13 protein-coding genes are annotated in these 18798 nt (G+C 59.3%); 6 read left to right on the top strand and 7 right to left on the bottom strand.

Annotated features, from left to right (window positions below):
* Positions 1 to 13: 13 nt before the first annotated feature.
* Positions 14 to 847 carry a Ku protein gene (locus Q7C20_RS22020; protein WP_375070191.1) on the bottom strand — a complete coding sequence of 278 codons (834 nt, stop codon included), beginning with the start codon at positions 845 to 847 and terminating at the stop codon, positions 14 to 16.
* 184 nt (positions 848 to 1031) lie between these two features.
* Between Q7C20_RS22020 and Q7C20_RS22015 the strand changes: the two genes are divergently transcribed.
* Complete coding sequence (locus tag Q7C20_RS22015) at positions 1032 to 1346, top strand: hypothetical protein (protein WP_375070189.1); 315 nt, start codon at positions 1032 to 1034, stop codon at positions 1344 to 1346.
* 12 nt (positions 1347 to 1358) lie between these two features.
* On the top strand, positions 1359 to 2516 hold the full coding sequence (locus Q7C20_RS22010) for a PQQ-dependent sugar dehydrogenase (RefSeq protein WP_375070187.1): 1158 nt from the start codon (positions 1359 to 1361) through the stop codon (positions 2514 to 2516).
* A 451-nt stretch (positions 2517 to 2967) separates the two neighbouring features.
* Here the strand turns inward: Q7C20_RS22010 and Q7C20_RS22005 are convergent, their stop codons facing one another.
* Entirely contained in the window at positions 2968 to 3447 is a 480-nt protein-coding gene (locus tag Q7C20_RS22005) for a DUF1348 family protein (RefSeq protein ID WP_375070185.1), read from the bottom strand.
* Positions 3448 to 3501: 54 nt separating this feature from the next.
* Complete coding sequence (locus Q7C20_RS22000) at positions 3502 to 4065, bottom strand: TetR/AcrR family transcriptional regulator (protein WP_375070183.1); 564 nt, start codon at positions 4063 to 4065, stop codon at positions 3502 to 3504.
* Between the two features lie 125 nt (positions 4066 to 4190).
* Between Q7C20_RS22000 and pssA the strand changes: the two genes are divergently transcribed.
* From pssA to Q7C20_RS21985, 3 genes are all read left to right on the top strand, one after another.
* The gene (pssA, locus tag Q7C20_RS21995; protein ID WP_375070182.1) at positions 4191 to 5534 is read left to right on the top strand and encodes a CDP-diacylglycerol--serine O-phosphatidyltransferase; all 1344 of its coding nucleotides are present in this window, start codon (positions 4191 to 4193) and stop codon (positions 5532 to 5534) included.
* 163 nt (positions 5535 to 5697) lie between these two features.
* On the top strand, positions 5698 to 9132 hold the full coding sequence (locus Q7C20_RS21990) for a hypothetical protein (RefSeq protein WP_375070181.1): 3435 nt from the start codon (positions 5698 to 5700) through the stop codon (positions 9130 to 9132).
* Positions 9133 to 9376: 244 nt separating this feature from the next.
* Positions 9377 to 13222, top strand: coding sequence for a hypothetical protein (locus Q7C20_RS21985; protein WP_375070179.1), 3846 nt, complete (start codon positions 9377 to 9379; stop codon positions 13220 to 13222).
* A gap of 47 nt (positions 13223 to 13269) precedes the next feature.
* Here Q7C20_RS21985 and efeO (Q7C20_RS21980) read toward each other — a convergent pair whose 3' ends face one another.
* From efeO (Q7C20_RS21980) to efeU, 4 genes are read right to left on the bottom strand one after another with little or no spacing between them, the layout of a single operon-like run.
* The gene (efeO, locus tag Q7C20_RS21980; protein ID WP_375070177.1) at positions 13270 to 14088 is read right to left on the bottom strand and encodes an iron uptake system protein EfeO; all 819 of its coding nucleotides are present in this window, start codon (positions 14086 to 14088) and stop codon (positions 13270 to 13272) included.
* Between the two features lie 25 nt (positions 14089 to 14113).
* Positions 14114 to 15418, bottom strand: a complete 1305-nt coding sequence (efeB, locus tag Q7C20_RS21975) for an iron uptake transporter deferrochelatase/peroxidase subunit (RefSeq protein ID WP_375070176.1) — start codon at positions 15416 to 15418, stop codon at positions 14114 to 14116.
* Positions 15419 to 15432: 14 nt separating this feature from the next.
* The gene (gene efeO / locus Q7C20_RS21970) at positions 15433 to 16635 is read right to left on the bottom strand and encodes an iron uptake system protein EfeO (RefSeq protein ID WP_375070174.1); all 1203 of its coding nucleotides are present in this window, start codon (positions 16633 to 16635) and stop codon (positions 15433 to 15435) included.
* Between the two features lie 10 nt (positions 16636 to 16645).
* The gene (gene efeU, locus Q7C20_RS21965; protein ID WP_375070172.1) at positions 16646 to 17491 is read right to left on the bottom strand and encodes an iron uptake transporter permease EfeU; all 846 of its coding nucleotides are present in this window, start codon (positions 17489 to 17491) and stop codon (positions 16646 to 16648) included.
* A 167-nt stretch (positions 17492 to 17658) separates the two neighbouring features.
* On the opposite strand from efeU, the gene Q7C20_RS21960 reads away from it, so the two are divergent.
* The gene (locus Q7C20_RS21960; RefSeq protein ID WP_375070170.1) at positions 17659 to 18681 is read left to right on the top strand and encodes an AraC family transcriptional regulator; all 1023 of its coding nucleotides are present in this window, start codon (positions 17659 to 17661) and stop codon (positions 18679 to 18681) included.
* Positions 18682 to 18798: the final 117 nt, after the last annotated feature.

The raw sequence follows: 18798 nt of genomic DNA, 5'->3' as shown, positions 1-18798 counted from the left end.
CGGTTGCCCTGAATCAGGAGGCCTTGGTGGATTTCTTCGCCGCAGGCTTTTTGGCAGGCTTGCCCGCCAGGCTGCGTTTGAGCAATTCCGTCAGGTCGAGCACATCAGCGGACTTGCGCTCTTCGCCACCTTTAGGGGTTTCCACGTCTTCGATCTTGCCGGCCTTGGCCTTCTTCTTCACCAGCGCCATGATCTTTTCCTGAAAGCTGTCGCGGTACTCGCCGGGCTGCCAATCCGCACTCATGTCTTCCACCAGGCGCTTGGCCATGTCCAGTTCACCCTTGGCGAGAGTGGGCTTAGTCACGTCGCTGCTCAATTCAAGTTCGTCAAGGCTGCGCACCTCGGCGGGCCAGCGCAGCATCACCAGCACCAGCGCCGATTCCAGTGGCATCAACGCCGCCAGGTGTTGCTTGGTGTGCAGCACCACATTGGCCAGAGCGACCTTGCGGGTTTTCTTCAGGGTTTCACGCAGTAGCGCATAGACCTTGCCGCCGCGTTTATCCGGCGCGAGGAAGTAGGGCGTGTCGATGTTTTGCAGCGGGATCTGATCACTGTCGACAAACGCGATAATTTCGATGGTTTGGGTCGACTCAGGGTGCGCCGAGCGAATCTCCTCTTCGCTGAGGACCACGTAGCGGCCTTTCTCGAAGGCCACGCCCTTGACGATATTTTCCTTGGTCATTTCCTTGCCGGTGACCTTGTTGATGCGCTTGTAGCCCACCGGGTCCATGGTGCGTTTATCCAGCCAGTCAAAGTCGACGCCCTGGGAGGACGTCGCCGAGACCAGTGAAACCGGGATATGGACCAAGCCGAAACTGATTGCGCCTTTCCAGATTGCCCGCGGCATGTGTGCGATTCCTTAAGTAGTCCCTGTGTTCAGGTGACTCGCTGACGCGAGCAAAAGTTTCGACGCACGGATGCGCGGACAGATCGTGTTACACCTGATGAGAAAGTATTTAGTGTCACAGGCCGAACCCAAGGCGTAGCGTGTTATCGAAAGCACGTACTACTTGTCCCGGAGAGACTTCGTCATGAACAGCTGCATGCGTCATCTCGCAGTGCTTGCATTGGGCCTGGCATTTGTTCCACTCGCCCAAGCGCAAACCCTGCCGGGTCGTAGCGACTCCAACAACAGTCCAATTCATCGGGCTAACCCCAACAGCATGCAGGGCACCCAGCCCAATGCGCCGGCCACGCGAGGGATTCAGACCGGGCCGACCAGCCCCGCACCGACCGTGGAAAACGGTGGCATCGGCAATCGCTATCCCAAGCGCGATGCGCCCCCGAGCCGCCCTTCGACCGAAACCAAAGCCCCCACTTATGATGCCAACGGCAATCGCCGGTAAGGATTTCGCCTTATGTTCGTACGCAAAACCCTGTTAGCGGCCATCTGTGCCAGCGTGATTCTTCCTCTGTCGGCGGTGTATGCCGCCGACGCCCAGCAGTTTCCCAGTGAGCAAGGCAGCATCACCGCTACGCCGATCGCCAAGGGCCTTGATCATCCCTGGGCCGTCGCGTTTCTGCCGGACAAGCAAGGCTTCCTGGTCACCGAACGCCCAGGCCACCTGCGATTTATCAGCCCGGACGGCAAGCTTTCGGCGCCACTGACGGGCGTGCCCCAGGTGTGGGCCAAGGGCCAGGGCGGGTTGCTCGATGTGGTGCTGTCGCCAGACTTCAAGCAGGACCGCATGGTTTACCTGTCGTACGCAGAAGGCGGCGGCGAAGGCGGCAAGGCCGGCACCGCCGTGGGGCGTGGGCGTCTGGCCGATGACTTGAGCGGTTTGCAGGACTTCAAGGTGATCCTGCGTCAGGAACCCAAACTGTCCACCGGCAATCACTTCGGCTCGCGCCTGGCGTTTGACCGTGATGGCTACCTGTTTGTGACGTTGGGTGAGAACAACGACCGGCCGACGGCGCAGGATCTGGACAAGCTGCAAGGCAAGGTGGTGCGGATCTTCCCGGATGGTCGTGTGCCGGATGACAACCCCTTTGTCGGCCAGTCGGGTGTGCGGCCGGAGATTTGGTCCTACGGTCAGCGCAATCCTCAGGGGCTGGCGCTGAACCCCTGGAGTGGCACCATTTGGGAGAACGAACATGGCCCGCGTGGCGGGGATGAAATCAATATCATCGAGCGTGGCAAGAATTATGGTTGGCCGCTGGCGACCCACGGCATCAACTATTCCCTGACGCCGATTCCCGAGGCCAAGGGTAAGACCGTAGAAGGCACGGTGCCGCCTCATCACGTGTGGGAGAAATCTCCCGGCATCAGTGGCATGGCGTTTTATGACGCTGACCGGTTCAAGCCTTGGCAGCACAATCTGTTCATCGGGGCGTTGGCGAGTCAGGAGCTGATTCGTTTGCAGTTTGACGGTGACAAGGTGATTCACGAGGAGCGGTTGCTTGGGGACTTGAAGGCACGCATTCGCGATGTGCGGCAAGGGCCTGATGGTTATTTGTACGTGCTGACGGATGAGGATAAAGGGGTGTTGTATCGCGTGGGGTTGAATCAGGATTAGTGGGTTCCGCTCCAGCAGCAGGTCCCTTTTTTTGAACCGCCCCAAAAGAGTCCGAGATGTAAGGAGATCCAAATGTGGGAGCGGGCTTGCTCGCGAATGCGGTGTGTCAGCCACTGAATTCATCAACTGGCACACCGCATTCGCGAGCAAGCCCGCTCCCACATTGACCTCGGTTTTGGTCTTAGACCCAACTCTTTCAAGGTCTTTGGACAGAACAGGCGATAAGTACTCTGTGGCGAGCGGGCTTGCCCCGCGTTGGGTTGCGAAGCAGCCCCAAAAACAGCAGCCGAAGAATGCCTGACTCACCGCATTTCTCCTTTTAGGGTCGCTTCGCAACCCAACGCGGGGCAAGCCCGCTCGCCACAGGGATCGTGTTCGCCCTACCAGACAGAGTTCCAAAGACCTTGAAAGGTTTTGGTCTTAGACCTTAAGCCTAAACACCCATCAGCTCTTAGAGCCCCAACTCAGACAGCCCCGGATGATCATCCGGTCGCCGCCCCAACGGCCAATGAAACTTGCGCTCACTCTCCTTGATCGGCAGGTCGTTGATGCAGGCAAAACGATTGGCCATCAACCCGTTTTCGTCAAACTCCCAATTCTCATTGCCGTACGAGCGAAACCAGTTTCCCGAATCGTCGTGCCATTCATAGGCATAACGCACTGCAATCCGGTTACCGTTAAATGCCCACAGTTCCTTGATCAACCGATAATCCAGTTCTTTGGCCCATTTACGCGTCAGAAACCCCTTGGCCTCTTCGCGGTTATGCGCGAACTCGGCACGGTTACGCCATTGCGTGTCCAGGGTGTAGGCCAGAGACACCCGTTGCGGGTCCCGGGAATTCCAGCCGTCTTCGGCCAGGCGCACTTTTACGATGGCGGACTCACGGGTAAACGGCGGCAGGGGTGGACGTGTTTCAGCAGTAGAGGTCATTCGGCATCTCCTTCATACACTACGGTTTAATCGAGCGTTGCGAGGCGTGTGGGCTCACAGTCCCAGTAGCTTTCGCGCCATGCATTGGGCGTTATCTGCGGCGGTGATATCACCCATCACCAGGGCGACGGTAATGGCGCCATCGATCAGTATCAGCAGTTGCGCGGCCTGCCGCTGCGGGTCGGAGGTGCCGTGGGCTTCACACAGTTCAAGGGCGTACTCGAACAGTTTCTGTTTATGCGCCTTGGCCAGCAGGCGCACCGGGTCTTGCGGGTTGCCGGTTTCGCCACTGGTGTTGATGAAGGCGCAGCCGCGAAAATCCGCCGAGCCAAACCAGGCCTTGAGGGCACTGAACACTGCCAACAGGCGTTCACCGCTGCCTTCGCTGCGCTCCACTTCGTCACGCAGCCACTGCATCCAGCGTTCGTCGCGGCGTTGTAACGCGGCAATCACCAGTTCGTCTTTATTGGCGAAGTAGCGATAAATACTGTTGCGCGAGACACCGGCGGTTTTCACCAACAAATCCATGCCAGTGGCGGCGATGCCATGGCGATAGATTAACTTTTCGGTGACGTCGAGGATAACGTCGCGGGTTTCATTACTGATTATATCGTTCATGATTTAGACAGTAGAACGATCGTTATTCTTGGTCAATTAAATTTTTTCCATGCCGCGCGGCGAGACCTGAGCACCCCCATGGTGTAAGCTCGGGGCCTCTTCGGATTCGACCCATTGCGAGCCTTATGCCGTCGTTCTTCAAACGCTCCCTGTTGCCCAAACTGCGCGGTTTTCAATTGTCCCCCGATGCCATCGAGGTGCTGCCCAGCGCCGATGCCTATCGCCGTTGCCTGCTGGAAAAAATCCCCCAGGCCACACAGCGCATCTACATCGTTGCGCTGTACTTGCAGCAGGACGAAGCGGGGCAGGAGATCTACGATGCCTTGCACGCCGCCAAGGCTGCCCGGCCAGCGTTGGACATTGTGGTGGTGGTCGACTCGCTGCGGGCCCAGCGCGGTTTGATTGGCGCCGGCAAGCAGCCAGGCAACAGCGCCTGGTATCAGGCCATGACCCAGTCCCACAGCAGTGAAGTGCCGGTGTATGGCGTGCCGGTGCAAACCCGCGAGCTGTTCGGCGTGCTGCACCTCAAGGGTTTTGTGATCGACGACAGCGTGCTGTACAGCGGCGCCAGCCTGAACAATGTGTACCTGCACAAGTTCGACAAGTACCGGTTTGACCGCTATCACCTGATCCATAGCCAGCCGCTGGCAGATTCGATGCAGCACCTTATCGAGCATGGCCTGGTCGCGTCCAAGGCGGTGCATCGCCTTGACCTGCCGAACCCGCCGACTACCCGCAGCCTGCGCAACGATATCGGTGACCTGCGCAGCCGTTTGAAGCACGCCGCCTACGACACCACGGCGGGGCAATTGCCCAATGGCCATCTGTCGGTGAGCCCGTTACTCGGGGTAGGCAAGAACAATGCTTTGAGCCGCGTCATTCTCGAATTGATCGCCAGCGCCCAACACCAGCTGACCATTTGCACGCCTTACTTCAACCTGCCATTGCCGGTGACCCGGGAAATCAACCGCGCCCTGGCGCGCGGTGTGAAGATCGACATCATTGTCGGTGACAAAACCGCCAACGATTTCTATATCCCGCCCAGCGAGCCGTTCAAGGTGATTGCCGCGCTGCCGTACCTGTACGAAATCAGCCTGCGCCGCTTTGCCAAACGCCATCAACCCATGATCGAAAGCGGCCAGTTGAACCTGCACCTGTGGCACGACGGTGACAACTCCTATCACCTTAAAGGCATGTGGGTCGACCAGCGTTACACCTTGCTCACCGGCAACAACCTCAACCCGCGTGCATTCCGCCTGGACCTGGAAAACGGCCTGTTGATCGATGATCCGCAGGGGCAATGGCTGGCGCCGCGCCGCCTCGAACTGGCGCAGATTTTCCAGCACGCCACGCGCATCGAGGGTTACCAGCAATTGCAGACACTGGTGGACTATCCGCCAGCGGTCGGCAAGTTCCTGCGCCGGGTGAGCCGGGTGCGCATCGAGCGGTTGCTATACCGCATTCTGTAGCCGTTTAGCTGCGTCTTGCTGAGACCGCGCCCGGACGGGCGCGGGATGTTGATGCTTGGGATTTTCCTTACACCGCCGTCAGAGTCGGAGTCTTAAGGTCGCCTGTGCTGCTCTGGATTTAGAGCAGTAGCTTCATCCATCCAAACTCAGTGGGAGAGTCGTTATGCCAATTTCCGGCATTAGTGCTTCCAGGACGTTTAATTTCAGGGATGTTATCAACTCGCAAGCCTCGGATACGCTGGCCGCAGAGCCAGAGACCCGCGCCAAACGCAGCCCGCCGCAGGGTACAACCCCACAGAAAAAAAGGCCCGGTTGGGCTTTTCTACCGCAAACCGCCCGCAGCAAAAGGCTCACGCCACTCGGCGACCGCAAACTGCAAGACGCCCTCAGTGGTGCGGCCTTCGGCGCGACCGCAGACAAGCGCGTGCATGTGCCGACCACCGCGAGCATTTTTCCCGCCTTTGACGCCTATCGCAGCACAATCAACAGCCCTCAAGCCGCCGCCTGGTTCCTCAAGCAAGGCTTGGACATGTCCACGGTTGTCGTTAAACCCGACTCAGTGTCGGGCAACGTCACGCGCGATGGCGTCACCCGCCTTGCAACGTTCACCCCCACGGATGCATCTGGATGGTGGCGGCTCAGCCCCCGAATCAACGCCGCTGCGGCGGCCCTTGATGTACAAGGCACGGGGTTGCCTTACATCAACGAAGGCAGCGATATGCTGTCGCGCAACACGGTTTTACAGGCGTATGGCATCAAACCTCCCGCCAGCGACAGTGATCTTTGGCGAGTACAAAGTGAACTCGCCGCATCGGATTGGTTTTCTCTGCCGGCCAACACCAAGGCTCAACTTGAGCAACGGATACTCACCGCCAGAGCCCTGGTCGACACCCTCGACGAGCGCAGGAGCCTGGCCAGTCAGCTGGGCGCACTGCTGGGCGACAAGCCTGACGATGAGGCAATCACACTGGCCGGAATTCAGGCGCAGATTGGCAGCAGTTCACCGCTTGCCAGCAAGGCGGCGGCGACTGCTCCGATCGAGGCCGTGCTGCAAGCGCACGCCCTGGCGTTGCCGAAAACGGCGGGAGAGCTGCGCAACGCCATCCGTTGGCTCAACGCCTCGCTGCCGCCGGCGCCGGCCTTGGGCAACTATGCGCAACTGATCTCAAGCCCATGGGCGCCGGGCGGTTTGTCTGGCCCCGACAAGGATTACCTGGCCGGGTTGAGCGATACGGACCCTGCTCACCGAAATCCGTCACGGGATTTGCTGTCGGCGGGCGTTGCCAACACGGGCTCCGTTGATGAACTGCGTACCCACGCTGAGTCTTTTATCACCCAGGCGCTCTATCGAGGCCGTCCGCAGGCGACGTGGGCGCACATTGCAGCGAGTCGACAGTTCCTGCCAGCGTCTGGCGAGCAAGGGCTCTCGACGGACGAAATCCAGCAGTGGGCCATGGCGGCGATCATGCTGCAGATTGACCCCCAAGCGCCCGGTGAGCCTGGGTTCATCGCCGGTTATGACATTTACCAGCCCGCCAACAATGGCCGCTCCCTTGCCGCCGTGCGCGAGGACATAGAAGCGCACCTCGCGCAAAAGTTGGGCGCCGATGCCAAGGTGGCTCCGCTGGTGGCGCATTTGTTCCTGGCGAGCGCTGCCCCGGAGTTTCTGGTTCCGGGCGTCTCGCCCACATTGCGCATGGGCACCACCGAATGGGCAGACTTGCGCCTGGGCGTCGCATTCGCCGAGCGTCAGGGCGGGCCGGGGTGTTCTCGTGCCATGAATTACCAGGAAATCCTTTCCCTCACGCGGTTGGACCCCCGTTCGCCGGAAGAGGCCGCCGTGCTGGATAACTACGCGATGGCGGCTCTGCTCGACTGGGGCATGATGCAGGGGCTCTACACCAAGCCGGTAGACGGCGTTTACACCCCCCAGCATTACCAAAAGGCTGCCAATGCCTTTGAGTCCCAGCGCGGGCAACTGCTTCAGGCCCTTGAGGCATTCAAGACGCCGCTGCCGACTCGACGGGACTTGGCCATCGCTCAATTGCACACGGCGTTTCCAGAGTACAGCGTCCAACAGCTGCAAGGGCTGCGAGTGCACATCGCAGACCCGAATGAGCGGCGCAGCATGAAGCTGTCGGAGCCCAGAACCCGCTCCCTGGTTGAAACCTACATGACCGGGGACCTGAAAAAGGACCGCTGGATGCTGTTGGCGCCGGGTGAGCAACCGCCTCAACTGACGAAACCGAAAACCCCTTACGCGGCTGCGATAGGGCTTAGCCCGGCTGATAAAGCCGCCGTGGAGCGCAATGTGCAGGCCTTGAACGTCAAGATCGACACATTGCCGGATGTGCAAGCCAGGGTTGGCGCAGAAGTCGACGCTTACCTGTCCAGGCTTAAACAGGGCCTGAGTACCGTGACCCGTCAGATGATTGCCAACTTGCCGCTGGCTGATCGTCAGGCGCTGGAACTGGGCAGTGTTGAGTTGTTTGCCTTGCGCGAGCAAACCGACAGCGTGCCCACGGTGGATCAGACGCCGGGGCAGGTGGAGGAACGGCGAGGGCGCAAAGGCACGGTGATGCGTTGTGAATACAACGGGGTGATTCGCTACTTCGAAGTCTTCCCGGACAAGATGCTGATCATCAAACGCGAGGGTCTACCCGATACATTGAACCTGGGCGGCACCTTGCACGATCACCCAAAAACCTATGGCCCATGGGCGCCAACCACCACTCAGTTGCAGAACGGGGCGGTGGAACCTTTCGATTTCACAGCCTACAGCACAGACGCTCTGCCCAGGTCCGGCACGACGTCGCCGGGCATCATCATCGATAAACTCGGTGACACCCTGCCCGCAGCGCCAACGGCAGTGACGGGGGATGAGGCCAGCGTTGTGCCCAATAGCTTTACCTCTGAGCGCAGTCAGGCGATTGTCGACCGCATCATGCAAGGCAACTTTATCCATCACCGAGACACGGTGTTGAGCGCCGCCGAAGGTAAGTTGCCTCTTGAGCAACGTCGCGAGGTATTAAGCCGCAACGACAGCATTCTGCTGGGCATGATTCCTTTTGTAGGCGCAATCATGGATCTGACCAAGGGCAATTGGGTCGAGGGCACACGCGGCCTGATAATTGACACTGTCGGCGCCTGGGTGGGCGGCGCTGGCGCGACGCTTGGGCCGTTGGTGAAATCCACCAAAGTCGTTGCGCCTTTCGGTGCCAAGGCTTTTCGTGTGCTGGAAAAGGGCGTTGCCGTGGTCAGTGGGTTTTTGAACCCGCTGGATGGTTCGGCCGATCTGCTGTTCGCCGGCGCAAAAGGGATTTTTTCCGTGCCCAAACTGTTGAGCAAGGGGCCAAAGCCAGCCATGTTGAAGACGTTGGGCGGCGTGGAGGAAAAGCTGCGCACCTACCTCGGCGTGAGCAGCGGGGTTCAACAACGGGCGGCGTCCCAAAGCGCACGGCCGCAGGCTGCTACTTCCGACGGGCAATATCATGGGATCAGTGTAAAGGCGATGCAGGTGGATGGCCTTTGGTATGCGACTGATCCGAAAACCGGGCTGCCGGTGGGTACGCCGCTGGAAGGGTTTTTCACCATTTGACGCCATCACGACGCTCAACATGACCCAGGCCTGATTCAGGCCTGGGTTTTTTTTGAACGGATAGGTCGGAATATGCTTTTCAGTAACGTTCAGCTTTCCGTGTTGCGCATTCGGACGACTCCTACAGGCCCGAATGATATGACCTCATAGGCTCCCGGTTGATGGTTCTTAAGGACAAGAACTCTTGCGATTTCAACCGTTAAGAGAACTTGAAATGTCTGTAAACACTGTAAGTAACACCGTCATGCCTGCTCGTATTCCGACGATAGGCAACGCCAGCAACTCAACGCATCAACCGGCCCCTGCACCAGGGCCGCAGGACGGCCCTGGCGAGACTGGGCAGTCGGTGGTCTCGGGCGTCCCAAGACATCGGGATGGACAGCTCACCCAATTAAAACTCGAACAATCACTGCCACGCCTCAAGCGTGAGGTTTCGTCCGAAACGCCCACTCACGTCGCTGATACCGAGCGTAAAAGCCCGGTTTTCCCTGCTCCCTCCGCTGCCAAAAAAGCGGACGATAAAGCGCGCAAAGCCCTCGCTCACTGGCTCAAAACCGGCAAACTCAACGCCAACCCCATCCCTTCAAACTCATCTATCAAGCCCTTTGTCGAGGCCTACAAGGACGCCCTGCGTGAGCCACAGGTGCAGGCCTGGTTGAAATCAAAAGGCCTGGACTTGTCGACCGTGCGAGTCTTCAGCGACGCGGTTGAGGGGGCGGTGGTTGTCGACGGGGTAAAGCAAGTTCGCAGGTTTACCACGACAGACGGCTCTGGCTGGTGGGAGGTCGGCGCCAAGGTCACCGAAGCGGTGAAGGCACTGCATCCCGGTTATATCGGGGTTTCGTTGCCACTTGAAAAAACCGGCGAGTTCCTCGACGCAAACGTGCTGTTTGGTTTTTACGGTGTTGAAGCGCCAAATAGCCACGATGACAGAAAGAAGATTTCCAAGAAGCTCCACAAGGAAGGTTGGCCGGCGATAACCGACGAAAAACGCAGCCTATGGAACGAGCAATTCAACACACTCCAGCAAAAAATCAGTGATGACGATGTTCGGTCGCGCCTGGCGTCACAACTGCAAGCGCTGCTCGAGGAGAAAGTCGGGACAGAGGCATTCGATTTGAGCGCGGAGCGCGCAGTCGTGTATCCGCAATCGTCTTTGGCGCAAAAAAGCCAAGTGCCGCGTGAGCGTTTTGTCGAATGGTTGGACGCGCCGCTGTTCAAGGCGTTTATCAAGAAAATCGGGTACGGCGGGAGTGAAAACGACTACAGGATATCCGACGGAACGCTCGAGCTGCGTCGTGGTTCCGGCAACAATTGGATTTCCTTGCAACCCTATCTGGACGATGAGATCAACAAGGTCATGGTGGGCGGTAGCCCGGACGAAAAAGCCGCGATCAACCGTTTCAGTCAGCAATTTGATCAGTTGGTGGCCTTCAGTAGAACCACCGGGAATACCTTGTATGCGTCGGCGACATACGACGTACGCCAGGTGCTCGAGTTTTCCGGGCTGGGTTGCCCCGGTACGGCCACACAACTGAACTCAGCGATTGGCTGGCTGGCCACTAAGCTGCCGCCAGCCCCTGTGGTGGGTGATTACGCCGGCCTGTCGCCTTATAGCTGGGAGCCGGGCGCGCTGTCGCCCGGTGATGTGGCGCTGCTCAAAGAACAGTCGACGCAGGCCGGATCGGTCACCCAATTGTTGGTCAGCCATTTGGCGCGGCACGACGTGCCGAATGATCCGCACCTGGAACTTCAAGTGTTCTTCGACTCACCGGAAGCCGTCGCCAAGGCGCAGGAACTGGCAGGTGTGTTGAAGTTGGCCGAGGTGGCTGATGGCAAGGTGCTCTCGAGAGCCACCCGTCATCAGCTGTTGGCCTGCGCCATCAAGGCTGGCGTCACTGCTGAAATGCCCGGTAAACCTGGAGTGGTGGCCGGATACGCGCTCTATCAGCCGGGCAACCTTGGCCGCACCCTGAATGAGGTGCGAGCCGACGTCGAAACCCACTTGCAACGCCAGGGTGCCAATGCCAAGACGGCGCCGCTGATTGCCCATATGCTGCTGGCACAGGCGGCGCCTGAGTTCTTGATCAACCCTGACCCCAACATTTCGTCAGATGCCCCGGCAGCGCTGAAACTGTCACCCGGGCAAGTCAGCATCGGTTCGACGTCCTGGATGAACCTGCGTCTTGGCTGTGCCATGGCTGATGCGCTCGGTGGCAAAGGCAGTTCGCGGTCACTGAACATTACTCAGGCTCAAGCCCTTGCACGGCTCAGTCCTATGGGAGCCGAGCAAGAACAGCTGATCAAGAGCCTTGGGGTGCCTCCGTTGCTCGATTGGGCCGTGATGAATGGCGTATTCCCCAAGACCTCGGATGGGCGTTATTCGCCAGGCGATTACACAGCGGCTGCGCAGGCGTTCACAGACCGGGAGAGAGGCGTCTATGACGCCTTCCAGAGCATGACGAGCGAGCCTCCCAGCCGAACAAACCTGCTGGTAGATCAACTGGCAATACTGTTCCCTGAGATGACCAAAGATGAGATTCGTACATTCAAGCTTGAGCTTGTTACCGATACTCCTTTTAACCCACGCCAGCACGGGCACCTGGAAACCCGTCAGCCGCTGTTAACCGAATTGCTTTTGACCGGGCAAACCAAACAGGACCCGCTTTTTGTCTTTCAGAAGTGGCTGAACGAACTGTTCTCCGGCGAGAAAAAATACACCTTCACTCACCCGCTTATTTCTCAGGAAACTTTCAACGAGCGCATCAAAAAACTGCCGGATATCGCCCCCATGGTGACGCCAGCTGTGGATAAATACCTGGCCGACAGTCGAACTGCACAAGAAACCATGGTTCGGCTGACGATCGCCAATGCACCGCTGGACGTGCGCAAAGCGCTGGAAGCGGGCGATGTAGAAATCTTCACCTTGCGTGACGAGACCGGAAAAACTCTGGATGAGGACCAGGGCGCCGACTCGAAGGTGTTTGAAAAACGCGCCAAGCAAGGCGTGCTGTTGCGCTATAAAACCCCAGGGACACCGGACGGGTATACCTACCTCGAGATGTTCCCAGGCTCTTTGAAAATAGAAAAGCGACACCTGCCGTTCTCCAGCCTGAAACTGAATGGGGAAATTCAAAACATCCAGGTACCTTTTAATGTTTTCGCCTACACCATGGAAAATTTTCGAAAGGCGACCCCGGTGGACTTTGACCTGCGGGCTTACCAAACAGGTGACGCACCCCGCCCTGGAGTGCGTACGAACGCAATCATCGAAAAGTTCGGAAAGACGCTGCCGGGGCGCACTCAGCCCCCGCGCTTTGCGACGTCGTCGGAGCATGCCCCAAACAGTTGGTCCTCGACTAAAACCCGCGATATTGCAAAAGCGATTGTTGATGCCACGTTCGATGTAAAACGCGAAGCGTTGATGGAATACGCCAACAAGCCCACAGCACTTCAGCGAAGACGCACCTACCCGTTCGATTCCGGACAGGTCTTTACCCGGGAGAACCTGAGAACGGTGCTAAGCCTTATCCCGTTTGTCGGCGGGATTGCCGACATAGCCGACGGTAAGTTGGCGGCGGGGCTCACGGGGCTGGTGATTGACTTTGCATCGTTCGCGGCGACGGGCGGGCTCCCAGGCGCCGCAAAATTTTTCCGGGGTCTCAAGGCAGTTGTCCGGTTTAACAACCGTGCATTCGGCGTGCGGGAGGTGAAGGGCGCCTCGCCGTTTTTCCGCAGTGTGTTCAACCCTTTCGATGGTTCGCTTGATGTAATCAGGTCTGGCCCTAAATTGGCAAAGGCAGCCAGGAAGATACTGGCGGGTGAGAGGGTTGTTGTGAGCGAGGGCTTTTTTCTGACGACTACTGCGTTTGAGAAGTGTCGCTGGGGCGTGGGAGCCTTCGATACCCTGGTTCCTGAGACCTTGGGTGAAGCCGCGAGTAAGTACCCGGGGAGCCAGACTGGCTATAGTCAAAACTGTGCGGTCTACGCCGTGCAGATAAACGCCAAATGGTACGCGATTGACCCTGCCACTCAAAAACCCACCGGAGCACCGCTTGAAGACTTCCAGCCGGATGCTCCCGTGAGCTAAATGTTGGTCGCCCCTCGGTCGCGCAGTGCGCGATACGAGGGAGCAGGTCAGTTCAGGCCCAATTTGCCACGCAGGGTCGACAGGTCTTCCGCGAGGGTGTTGACCGGACCCACCAGCGCCTTGCGGTCGTTTTCCTTGACCTTGTCGTAGGTCTCATACCCGCCATCCTTGGTTTTGTACTTGGCGAGTATTTTGTCCACGGCGGCGAAATTCTTGTCGACCTTGGCCAGGAAGGCTTTGTCTTGTTTCTCGATCTGGCCACGGAACAGGTCGACGATTTTCTTCGCACCGTCGATGTTGCCCTGGAAGTCATACAGGTCGGTGTGGCTATAACGGTCTTCTTCACCGGAGATTTTGGTGGCAGCGACTTCTTCGAGCAGCGCTGCAGCACCGCCGACGACTTTTTCAGGCGGGAAGGTCAGGCCGTCAACGCGGGTTTTGAGGTCGTTGACGTCGGTGTTGAGCTTGGCGGTCAGCGCTTCCAGGCCTTTGGTGGTCTTCTCGGAGAACAACACGTATTCGATGCGGTGAAAACCGGTGAAGTCTTCAGCGGTCACGCCTTTTTCGTGGTCGTCGACACGCGAATCAATGGAGGCGTCGAGGTCGCTGAACAGCTCGGCGATCGGCTCGATGGACTCATAGTGCACGCGGGTCGGTGCGTAGAGCTTTTGCGCTGTGGCCAAGTCGCCCTTGTTGATGGCGTCGGTGAAGGCTTGGGTCTGGGTGACCAGCTCGCCGATTTCTTCGGTGACGTAAATCTTGTAGTCCGACACCGGGCCTACCAGGTCCAGCGGTGCGGTAGCGGCGAACGCTGCCAGCGGCGAAAGGGTCATTAACAACGACAACGCAATAGTCGACTTCTTCATGGGACGGTATCCGCTCTGGTTTGTTTTAGGTGTTGGCAGTGGTTTGAGGATGCGTTGCAGCGAGCAGCGTGCGCCCAATGAAATCCTTGGGCCCTGCGACACCTGGCAAGGTGAAGAAATACCCGCCGCCGACCGGCTTGAGGTATTCCTCCAGGGGCTCGCCGTTGAGCCGGGTTTGCACGCTGATAAAGCCTTTCTCCAGGTCAGCCTGGTAGCAGATGAACAACAGCCCCATGTCCAGCTGACCGTTTTTGTTGACGCCGTTGGAGTAGTTGAACGGCCGACGCAGAATCAGGTTGGCCTGGGTCTGCGGGGTGCGCGGGTTGGCCAGGCGGATGTGGGCATCGAGCTTGGTCAACTTGCCTTCCGGGTCCTTGCTGTAATCGGGAACCTGGGTTTCTTTATCGCCATCCATCGGTGCGCCGGAAGGCTTGACGCGGCCGATGATGCTTTCCTGCTCTTGCAGCGGAGTACGGTCCCAGCGCTCGACGAAGTTGCGGATGATGCGCACCACTTGATAGCTGCCGTTGGCCGCCCAGGCCGGTTCTTCGCTTCCAGGTTGCACCCAGACAATCTGGTCCATGGCCTTGTTATCGGTGGAGTTCGGGTTGGCCGAACCGTCACGAAAACCGAGGAAATTGCGCGCACTTTGTGCCGGCTCGCCAGGTTTGACGGGTGCCTGGGGCGGCACGCTGCCTTCCTGCTTCCAGCGCACCAGCAGCAGGTCGGGCAGGTTTTTGACGATGTCGCGCAGGGCGTGAATGTTGGTATCAGTGGTGTTAGAGCAAAACTGCAGGCTCAGGTCGCCGTGGCACTGCGCCGGTTCCAGTGCGTCATTGGGAAAGCCGACCATGCGGCTCAGGCGCTTGGGCTTGACCGCCGTCAGGCCGAAGCGCTCATCGAACAGCGACTCGCCAACCGACACGGTGATGGTCAGGTTATCCGGCGTGACCACCGGGCCGAGGATGCCGGAATCGGTGGGCGGCAGTTTCGGATCGACTTGCGGCACGGGGCCGCCGGTCATCAGGAACGCGATGCGCTCGTTCAAGGTGCGAAACAGGCGTTCGAGGTCGTCGCGGTCGCTGGCCAGTACATCGAACGCCACCATCATGCCGCACGCCGGGCGCGGCGTGACGATGCCGGTCTGGTGCTTGCCGAAAAAGTCGTGGTGGTCCTGGGTCTTGTCACTGCGCGGCGCCGTGGTGACCTGTTCGGCGGCGGCTGCCAGCGCAGGGCAGGTCAAGGTGCTGCCGGCAATCGCGGCGCCGGTCGCGGCCATGCCCAACAAGACACGGCGGCGCTGAAGGTTAAGCTGTTCTGAATCACTCATCTGTGCGGTCGTCTTCACTGCAGGCCGGAAAGGCCAAGGGCGGGGTCGATTCCATCGAGTGCAACGGCCAGAGCCTTGGCCTTGTCGGCGATCTGCTTACGCTGATCGGCCGTAACGCTGTCGTACGCGCTGTAGCTGTTATTGACTTTGAACCCGTCGAGTTCGGCATCGAACGCGGCGAGGGCGCTGTCGATCTTCGGCAACAGGTCGTCGGCGGATTGGGTCAGCAACGGGCGCATCAGCTCGACCACTTTGTGCGCAACGTCGAGGTTGGCCGCGAAACCGTTCAGGTCGATATGGCTGTAGCGTTCCTCTTCACCGCTGGCGGCGCGCACCTCGGCCAGGCTGTTGAGGTTGCGCACCACGATGCTCACCAGTTGCTCCGGTGGCAGCGACTGAGCCAGCAGCTGCGCCTTGAGGGTGGTTACGTCGGCGACCAGGCGCTGCGCAATCGGCGCCAGGCCGTCGAGGCTGCGTTGCTGGAACAGGCTGTACTCAATGCGGTGGAAGCCGCTGAAGGCCGGGTCCTGCTCGCGCTGTTCAAAGTAGTCGGCGCGGGCGTTGATCGCGTTGTCCAGCTCGGCGAGGCGTTGAGCTGCCGGCGCCAGGCGCTGGTAAGCCTCACGGGCTGGCACATACAGCGCCTGGGCCTGGGCGATGTCGCCGGCATCGATGGCGTGTTGCAGCGCCGTCGCCGCCTTGACCAGCGCACTGCCTTGGCCGCTCAGGTACACGCGAAATTCCGACAGCGGGCCAATAAACGCCACCATCGACGGCTTCGCCTTGGCCTGGGCGTCGGACTCGGCGGTCGGGGTCACATGCAAGGTGCCGCGCGGGTTGCTGAGCAGGCCGCAGGTGATTGCGTAGTCGCCGGGCAACAGGTTGGCATTGATGATTTGGCTCAGGCCAGGGGCGATATTTTCCCGCTCCTCGATCACCAGCACGCCGTCGAGAATTTCCCACTCCACCGCGCGGTCGGAGCGGTTGATGATGCGAAAGCTCGCATGCCCGGCGGGCACAGTCAGCGCGTTGGGCTCGCAGGCATGGTCGTGAATCGTCACGGTGATTTCATTGCTGTTGGTTTGGCGCTTGGCCGCCGCCAGTTGCGAGGCGTAGTAGAACAGGCCACCGGCGGCGATCATCACGACCACCGAGCCGGCCACCGCCCAGCGCAGGGCGCGGGCAGGCGGAGCCGGTTGAGGAGTTGGGTTGGACAAGAGACGGTCCTTACTGGCTGGAAACGGAAGAGGTGTTGGCAACAGGCTTGGGCGGCGCTGAGGGCAGGAAAAACATCACCAGCGCCACCACCAGGTAAATCAGATAGGCGCCCAGGGTGCTCACGGTCGGCGCCTCCTGGTAGCCGAACATCCCGGCGAGCACCGAACCCAGCGGGCTGTCCATCGGCAGCACGGCGCTGAAGTCAAACAGTACGGTTTGCAGGTGGTTCCACACCCCGGCTTCGTGCAGTGCCTGCACCGAGTTGGCGAGAATGCCGGCGGCCACAACCAGAATGAACAGGCCAGTCCAGCGGAAGAACGCCCCGAGGTTCAGGCGCATGCTGCCGGAATAGATCAGGAAACCGACGATGATTGCCAGGATCAGGCCGAGCAGGGCGCCAATCGGCGCGCCCGGGCCTTCGCTCTGCTGGAACACGGCGAGCAGGAAGAACACCGTTTCCAAACCTTCGCGGGCCACGGCGAAAAACACCATGGCAATCAGCGCGAACACCTGGTGCTTGGAGCCGGCCAGGGCGTGGTCCAGGGATTCATGCAGGGAATGCTTGATGGACCGCGCGACTTTGCGCATCCAGAACACCATGGAACTGAGAATGCCCACGGCGACAAGGCCGACCACGCCTTCAAACAGTTCCTGTTGTTTTTGCGGAAACTCAGCGCTGACCAGCTCCAGGCCACCACCGACCAGCAACGCCAGCGCGGCGGCGAGGAACACGCCGACCCACACGGCGGGCATCCACTGACCACGGCCGGTCTGTTGCAGGTAACTGGCGATGATGCCGACGATCAACGCGGCTTCAATGCCTTCGCGCAGCATGATTAGAAAGGGAACAAGCATTCAGCACCGCATCAAGACTGTTGGGATGCTAATTTGTAACATAATGATACTCATTACTAAACAGTCAATGTTGACCTTTGCTGAACCGTTGCTGAACGGTGGTGGCGGAGCGCAACCACCCTTATGATGCACGCCACGTTTATGCAGAGCTGAATAGCCGAATTCCCATGGCGGAAAAAGACACCATCTCCATCCACCTTGTGCGCGAAGCGTTGTTGCAGAGCTGCGCGCCGGGTGCGGCGACGCTTGAGGCCTTGGGCAAAGTCGGAATCGACCCGGCCTTGCTCGCGCTGCCCGCTGCACGCGTGCCGGCCACGGCGTATGCCCGCCTGTGGCGCCTGCTGGCGCGGCGTATGGACGATGAGTTTTTTGGCATGGACCCGCGCAAGCTCAAGTCTGGCAGCTTTGAGTTCCTGTGCCGTGTGGCCATGGCGCAGCCGAACCTGGGTGCGAGCCTGGAAGCGGGTTTGGGTTTTTTGTCGTTGATGCTTGAGCATCTGCCGGCGCAATGGGTGCGGCAGCAGAGTCTGGCGGAAATCGTCTTGCTTGAACCTGAAAGTCAGCCCAAGCGGGCATTTACCTACTTTGCCTACTGGATGATTGTTCATGGCGTGGCGTGCTGGCTGGCGGGGCGGCGGATTCCCATTCTGGCCATTGAGCTGCGATGCCCGCAGCCGGATTTTTGTGATGACTACCAGGTGATGTTTTCTGACAACTTGCGCTTTGATCGGCCGCGTACGCGGATGATCTTTTCGGCGGATTGTCTGGATTTGCCGATCAAGCGCAGCCCTCAGGAACTGCAGCGGTTTCTGGCGCATGCGCCGGCCAATATCCTGGTTAAATACCGCGACCCGCAAAGCCTTGCCGCGCGAATCAAGCACGACTTGCGGCAGATGCCTCCCGACACCTGGCCGGAAACCGAGGGCCTCGCCGCCAGCCACTGCATCTCGGCTTCGACGCTGCGTCGACGTCTGGCAGAAGAGGGGCAGACGTATCAGGGGCTTAAGGACAGCGTGCGCAAGGAGTTGGCGATTGTGTGGCTTGCGGAGCCACACGTGAGCTTTGCCGAGATCGCCGGGCGGTTGGGGTTTGCCGATGCGAGTTCGTTTTATAAGGCGTTTCGCAAGTGGTCTGGGTCGAATCCGGGGCATTATCGGAGTTTGATTTTGAATGAGGGGTTGGGGCGGTAGGGGGTGCGTGTATATCCGTTATTTAGGTAACGGCTGGTATTGGTTCCGCTCTTACAGCGGCTCACTTTTGGAAAGACCCAAAAGTAAGCAAAAGGTCTTCGCCCCACCACTCGGCAC

Source organism: Pseudomonas sp. AMR01 (assembly GCF_041946035.1).
Lineage (GTDB): Bacteria > Pseudomonadota > Gammaproteobacteria > Pseudomonadales > Pseudomonadaceae > Aquipseudomonas > Aquipseudomonas antarctica_B.
The sequence above is the reverse complement of the archived record's forward strand: the minus strand, read 5'-3'. Positions and strand labels throughout refer to the sequence as shown.